General features: G+C 72.4%; 5 protein-coding genes. 2 read left to right on the top strand and 3 right to left on the bottom strand.

Annotated elements, in window-relative coordinates:
* The first annotated feature begins 152 nt into the window (after nucleotides 1-152).
* Together C1I98_RS03345 and C1I98_RS03340 are read left to right on the top strand one after the other, a co-directional pair.
* A complete protein-coding gene (locus tag C1I98_RS03345; RefSeq protein ID WP_111165571.1) occupies nucleotides 153-1,220 on the top strand; it encodes a LacI family DNA-binding transcriptional regulator in 1,068 nt (355 codons plus the stop codon).
* 80 nt (nucleotides 1,221-1,300) lie between these two features.
* Nucleotides 1,301-3,004: an AMP-binding protein gene (locus C1I98_RS03340; protein WP_111165570.1), complete on the top strand. Its 1,704-nt coding sequence runs from the start codon at nucleotides 1,301-1,303 to the stop codon at nucleotides 3,002-3,004.
* Between the two features lie 83 nt (nucleotides 3,005-3,087).
* On the opposite strand, the gene C1I98_RS03335 is transcribed toward C1I98_RS03340, so the two are convergent.
* The 3 genes from C1I98_RS03335 to C1I98_RS03325 are packed head-to-tail and all read right to left on the bottom strand — an operon-like array spanning nucleotide 3,088 to nucleotide 6,613.
* Nucleotides 3,088-4,107: an ABC transporter permease gene (locus tag C1I98_RS03335; RefSeq protein ID WP_111165569.1), complete on the bottom strand. Its 1,020-nt coding sequence runs from the start codon at nucleotides 4,105-4,107 to the stop codon at nucleotides 3,088-3,090.
* The gene (locus C1I98_RS03330; protein ID WP_111165578.1) at nucleotides 4,104-5,111 is read right to left on the bottom strand and encodes an ABC transporter permease; all 1,008 of its coding nucleotides are present in this window, start codon (nucleotides 5,109-5,111) and stop codon (nucleotides 4,104-4,106) included. The genes C1I98_RS03335 and C1I98_RS03330 overlap by 4 nt, the downstream gene beginning before the upstream one ends.
* A gap of 5 nt (nucleotides 5,112-5,116) precedes the next feature.
* Complete coding sequence (locus C1I98_RS03325; protein WP_111165568.1) at nucleotides 5,117-6,613, bottom strand: sugar ABC transporter ATP-binding protein; 1,497 nt, start codon at nucleotides 6,611-6,613, stop codon at nucleotides 5,117-5,119.
* Nucleotides 6,614-6,626 lie beyond the last annotated feature (13 nt).

Here is a 6,626-nt window from a genome sequence, read left to right as displayed (position 1 = left end):
CGTCGGGGAGGGCCGAGTGGAGACGGGAGCGGTGCCGCATGGCGGCTTCGTGGGCGATCACCTGGAGCGGGTCCATGACAGCCTCCTTAATCGATTAAGAGCTTAATCGATTAAGGGCGTTGTGGCAAGGGGCGGGCCGCTACGTTGGGAGCATGGCGGCGCGTGGCAACAAGGTGACCCTCCAGACGATCGCCGACCAGGTCGGCGTCTCGCGGGCGACCGTGTCCTACGCCTTCTCCCGGCCCGACCAGCTCAGCGACGCGCTGCGCAGGGAGATCCTGCGGGTGGCGGCCGAGCTGGGGTACGCCGGGCCGGACGCCGCCGCGCGGTCGCTGCGGCTCGGCAGGGCGGGCGCGCTCGGGCTGTTGTTCACCGAGACGCTGTCCTACGCCTTCGCCGACCCCTACGCCATCGACTTCATCAGGGGGCTCACCGGGGCCGTCGAGGACGCCGGAGTGGGGCTGTTGCTGCTGCCGTTGCAGGGCGGCGGCGGCAGCCGGGCCGCGACCGTGCGCGACGCCGTGGTGGACGGGTTCTGCATGTTCTCGCTGCCCGACGGGCATCCGGCCGTGGTGGAGGTGACCCGCCGCAGGCTGCCGGTCGTGGTAGTGGACGAACCCTACCTTCCCGGTCATCCGTTCATCGGGATCGACGAGCGTACGGCGGGCGCGCAGGCCGCGCGCCACCTGCTGGACCTCGGCCACCGCCGGATCGCCGCGATCGTCACCGGCCTGTACCACGACGGCGCCGGCGGCTGGTGCGGCCCGGAACGCCGGGACGGCGCGATCTTCCAGGCCATGCGCACCCGCATTCTGGGATACCGCACGGCGGCCGAGGAGGCCGGGCTGGACTGGGACCGGGTGCCGATCTACGAGGTGCCGCGCAACCTGCGCGAGCAGGCCAGGCAGGCCGCCCACGAGGTGCTGCGCCTCGCGCCGCGGCCCACCGCGCTGCTGGCCAACACCGACATCCTGGCGCTCGGCGCGATGGACGCGGCGGCCGATCTCGGCCTGCGCGTCCCGGCGGACCTGTCGATCGTCGGGTTCTCGGACAGCGGAGCCGAGGAGGCGGGGCTGACCACCGTACGGCAGCGCGGTCCCGAGACCGGCGAACTGGCCGGCCGGCTGCTGCTCGCCGCCGACCCCGCGCCGCCCGGCCGCACGATCGTCCCGCACGAACTCGTCGTCCGCCGCTCGACCGCGCCGCCATCCAGCGAATGAGCCCGCGCGTGGCGCGGGCGCCGGGCGGGCACAATCGCCCTCGGTCACGCCCCATCGCCTACCGCTGAGGAGCGCCAACCGTGCCCGGTTCCGCCGATTCGTTCCGCGCCGCCCGCGACGCACTGCTCCGGTTCTCGCACGACCGTGCGGCCGCCGCCCGGGAGTTCCGCTGGCCGGAGTTCGGCCCGGTGTTCAACTGGGCCACCGACTGGTTCGACGAGATCGCCCGGGGCAATCCCGCCACCGCGCTGTGGATCGTGGCGGAGGACGGCACCGAGACCAGGCTGTCCTTCGATGAGCTGGCCCGGCGTTCGGACCAGGTGGCGACCTGGCTTTCTGACGCCGGAGTACGGCAGGGCGACCCGGTCATCGTCATGCTGGGCAACCAGGTCGAGCTGTGGGAGACCACGCTGGCCGTCATGAAGCTCGGCGGGATCGTCATGCCGACCGCCACCGCGGCCGGTCCGGCCGACCTCGCCGACCGGGTGGCCCGCGGCGGCGCGCGCTTCGTGATCGCCAGGGCGGCCGACACGGCCACGTTCGAGCGGGTGCCGGGGGAGTACACCCGGATCCTCACCGGGGAGAAGGACGCGCCGGGGTGGCTGCCCTACCGCGAGGCGTACACCGTGAGCCCGCGCCGCTGCACCGCCAGGACCGCGCCCGGCGACCCGCTGCTGTACTACTTCACCTCCGGGACCACCTCCCGTCCCAAGCTGGTGGTGCACACTCAGGTGTCCTATCCGGTGGGGCACCTGACGACGATGTACTGGCTCGGCGTACGCCCGGGCGACGTCCACCTGAACATCAGCTCGCCCGGCTGGGCCAAGCACGCCTACAGTTGCCTGTTCGGCCCGTGGAACGCCGAGGCCACGGTCTTCGTCGCCGACCACGCGCGCTTCGACGCCGCGGCGCTGCTCGACCGCATCCGTGCGGCGGGCGTGACGACGTTCTGCGCCCCGCCCACGGTGTGGCGGATGCTGGTGCAGACCGACCTGTCCGGCGGTCCGGGCGCGCTGCGCGAGGTCACCGCCGCGGGCGAGCCGCTGAACGCCGAGGTCATCGCGCAGATCGAGCGGGCGTGGGGGCTGACCGTCCGCGACGGGTACGGCCAGACCGAGACGACGCTGCTGGTCGGCAACTCGCCGGGCGTTCCGGTGCGGCCCGGGTCCATGGGGCTGCCGATGCCCGGCGTCGGCGTCGAGCTGATCGACGCGGCCACCGGGCTGCCGGGCGATGAGGGCGAGGTGTGCCTGGACCTCGCCGCCGGGCCCCGCAACCTGATGGCCGCCTACCTCGCCGACGAGGGGCCGGTCACGCCGGGCGCGTCCGACGGCCGGTACCACACCGGCGACATCGCCGTCCGCGACGTCGACGGCTACATCACCTTCCTGGGCCGGGCCGATGACATGTTCAAGGCGTCGGACTACCGGATCAGCCCGTTCGAGCTGGAAAGCGCGCTGATCGAGCATCCGGCGGTCGCCGAGGCCGCCGTGGTGCCCGCGCCCGACGCGATCCGGCTGGCGGTGCCCAAGGCGTACATCACGCCGGCGGCCGGCTGGGAGCCGGGCAGGGACACCGCGCTGGCGATCTTCCGGCACGCCCGCGAACGGCTCGCGCCCTACCAGCGGATCCGCCGCCTGGAGTTCGGCGACCTGCCCAAGACGACCTCGGGCAAGATCCGCCGTGTCGAGCTGCGGGCCAGGGAGCAGGGGGCCGCCGTCGCGCCCGGGGCGCACGAGTGGCGCGACGACGAGTTTCCTGAACTGCGCGCCGCGGGCGGCTGACGGCCGCCCGGTCCGGCCGGGCCGCCGGGCGCCCCTCCGAGGCGGTCAAGGCCGGCCGTACGATCTGCCTCGGCCGCGGGTGATCACCCCGGTCTTCCGGTGAGGAGGCCGCGCAGGCGTTCCAGGAGCCGTCCGCGGCGCAGTTCCACGACCATCACGACCAGCAGGATCAGGCCCTGGGCGATCTGGTAGAGGAACGGGCTGAGCCGCATGATGTTGAACCCGCTGGCCAGCACCTGCAAGGCGATCGCGGCGAGCACGACCCCGGCCACCGAGCCGCGCCCGCCGAACGGGTCGGTGCCGCCGAGTACCGCGATCACGATGGCGAGCAGCACGTACGAGCCGCCGTAGTCGGGGCTGGCGCTGGTGGACTTGGCCGCGATCACGATGCCGGCGATCCCGGCGAGCAGCCCGCTGATCAGGTAGGTCCGCATCAGCACGCCGCGCTCGTCCACGCCGGAGTACCTGGCCGCGACCGGGTTCGCGCCCACCAGGACGATCCTGGTGCCAAGGCCGGTACGCGAGACGATGTGCCAGATGAGCAGCGCCGCCCCGATGAAGATCAGGAACGCCACCGGCACGTACGCGATCGTCGCGTCACCGAGCCACAGGAACGTGTCGGGGAAGCCGTACTGCGCCTCGCCGTCGGTCCACAGGATCGCGATGCCGTTGAAGATCTGCATGGTGGCCAGCGTGGCCAGGATGGGGGAGACCCGCACTCGGGAGACCAGCAGGCCGTTCACCGCGCCGCAGGCCATCCCGACCAGCAGCGCCGCCGCGCAGAACGCCACGAGCAGCAGCGGGCTGGTCGCCGTCTCGCCGCCGGCCGCGATGTAGAGACCGGCGGTGGTGAGCGCGGCGAGGTTCGCGGTGGCCACCACGGACAGGTCGATGCCGCCGGTGATCATGGTGAGCGCCATCGCCAGCGCGAGCAGCCCGATCTCCGGCACCGAGTAGGCGATCGACTGGAAGTTCAGCGCCGTCGGGAACACTCTCGGCGCGAGCGCCGAGAACACCACGACGAGCAGCAGCGTGAGCGCCACCAGCCGTGTCACGTGCGCGTTGCGCAGGGCGACCCCCGCCACGGTCCGAACGCCCGTCATGACCGCACCTCCGCGAGGATCGGGGGGGATTTGCGTCTGCCCTGGCCAAGGGCCTGCAGGCCGACGCCCAAAAGGACGAGCAGGCCGACCGCGAGGCGCTGCCAGGCGCTCGGCACGCCGAGCAGGACGAGGGAGTTGTTGATCACGGCGATGAGCGTGACGCCGAGCACGGTCCCGAGGACCGAGCCCCGCCCGCCGAAGATCGACGCGCCGCCGATCACGACGGCCGCGATCACGTCCAGCTCGCTGCCGACCAGGTCGTAGGGGTTGGCCTGGCGGCTCAGCGTCACGTGCATGAGCCCGCCGAACCCCGCCAGCGCCCCGGCGAACAGGTAGACGAACGTCTGGACGCGCCCGACCCTGATCCCCACCCGGCGGGCGGACTCCACGTCGCCGCCGATCGCGTAGATCGACCGGCCCAGCATGGTGCTCCGCAGCAGCAGCGCGACCAGGACGCACAGCACCGCCACCGGCAGCGCGAGGAGGGTCATCCGGGCGGTACCGCCGCCGGTGGTGACGGCGAACAGGTCCGAGCGGGCCAGGGACTCCAGCCCGGTGGGCAGGTTGGAGAGGTACTGGGAGCCGACGAACGCGATCAGCGCACCCCGCACGATGCCCTGCGTGCCCAGGGTGACGATCAGTGTCGGCAGCCGGAGTCCGGCGACCATGGCCGCGTTGAGCCCGCCGAGCACCGCCCCGGCCAGCGCGGCGAGCGCGAACGGCCAGACGGTCCCGTCCGCGCCGAGGTCGTTCATGAGCACGATGACGCCGTAGCCGCTGAAGATCGCGATGGCGGTGAACGAGACGTCGATGCCGCCCGAGATGATGACCACCAGCATGCCGAGCGCGAAGGTGAGGTCGACCAGCAGCGACCTGACCACGTTGGTGAGGGTCGCCGGGCCCAGGAATCCGGGTTCGACCACCCCCATCATCAGCACGAGGAGAATGATGAGGCCGGCCAGCAGCCCCTCGTTGTTCTCCCCGCGCAGCCGGGAGAGTCGCATGGCGTTCACCCGGTCAGCCCGTCCGTGACGGCCTGGACGCTCATCCGGTCCGAGGTGATCTCATCGACCACCCGGCCCCGCCGTACGACCAGGACCCGATGGCAGACGCTCACCAGTTCGGGCACGTCGTCGGAGATGACGAGCACCCCCATGCCGGCGCGGGCGCGGTCGCGCAGCACCTGGAGGATCCCTTCCTTGGAGCCGATGTCCACCCCGACGGTGGGGCTGTTCAGCACCAGTACGCGCGGCGAGCGGGCCAGCCACTTGCCGAGCACCACGCGCTGCTGGTTGCCGCCGGACAGGGTGCGCACCGGGGCGGACACATCGGAGGTCTTGATCCGCAGCGACTCGACCGCGGTGGTGACCGTGCGCTGGACGGCCTCGCCGCGCAGCCGCCCGGACCGCGAGATGAGCCGGTCGATGCTGCCCGCGATGAGGTTGCGGCGGATCGACTGGCCGAGGAACACGCCCTGGGTCAGCCGGTCGCCGGGCACGTAGGCGATCCCGGCGCGGATCGCGTCGTGGACCGAGCGCACCCGGACCGGCTCGCCGTCCACGAGGATGTCGCCGGTGTCGGCGGGCCGCATGCCGAAGATCGCCTCGGCGATCTCGGTACGGCCGGAACCGAGCAGCCCGGTCAGCCCGACCACCTCGCCGGCCCGCACCGAGAACGACACGCCGGCGAACTCGTGCCTGCGCCCGAGCCCGCGGGTCTCAAGTACCGGGCGGGCGTCCGGCGGCAGGCCGGTGACATCGCGGTCCTCGGTGACGTCCTGGCCGGTCATCACCCTGACCAAGGTGGGCCGGTCCAGGTCCTTGACCTCGCCCGCGTGAACGACCTCGCCGTTGCGCAGCACGGTCACCCGGTCGGAGATCCGGAAGACCTCCTCCAGCTTGTGGCTGACGAACACCACCGCCAGGCCCTCGGCGCGCAGCGTGTCCACCAGGGCCAGCAGCGCGTCCACCTCCCGCCAGGTGAGGGCGGTGGTGGGCTCGTCCATGAACAGGACCTTGGCGTCGTGCGCGAAGGCCCGGCAGATGGCCGCGAGCTGGCGCTGGGCGACCGGCAGGTTCTCCACCCGCTCGCCGAGGTCCAGGGAGACGCCCAGGCGTTCGGTGGTGGCCCGGGCCAGGGCCATCGCGTCGCGGCGGGAGACCAGCCGCCGCCGCGACGCCACCCGGGCGACCATCGCGATGTTCTCGGCGACCGACAGGTTGGGAAACAGCGACAGATCCTGGTGGATCACCTGGATTCCCAGCTCGACGGCCCGGGTGGGGGTGAGCCGGCCGACGTCGTGGCCGTCGAGCGTGATGGTCCCGGAGTCGGGCTGCTCCACGCCGCTCACTATCTTGATCAGGGTGGACTTGCCCGAGCCGTTCTCCCCGGCGAGGCAGTGCACCTCCCCGCGGCGGATGTCCACATCCGCGTCGCGCAGTGCCGCCACGCCCCCGTACGTCTTCCTGACGCCGCGCACGCGCAGCACGATCGCCGTTTCCGGCATCCGCGCTCCTTCC

It is taken from the genome of Spongiactinospora gelatinilytica (genome assembly GCF_003236385.1).
Lineage (GTDB): Bacteria > Actinomycetota > Actinomycetes > Streptosporangiales > Streptosporangiaceae > Spongiactinospora > Spongiactinospora gelatinilytica.
The sequence above is the reverse complement of the archived record's forward strand: the minus strand, read 5'-3'. Positions and strand labels throughout refer to the sequence as shown.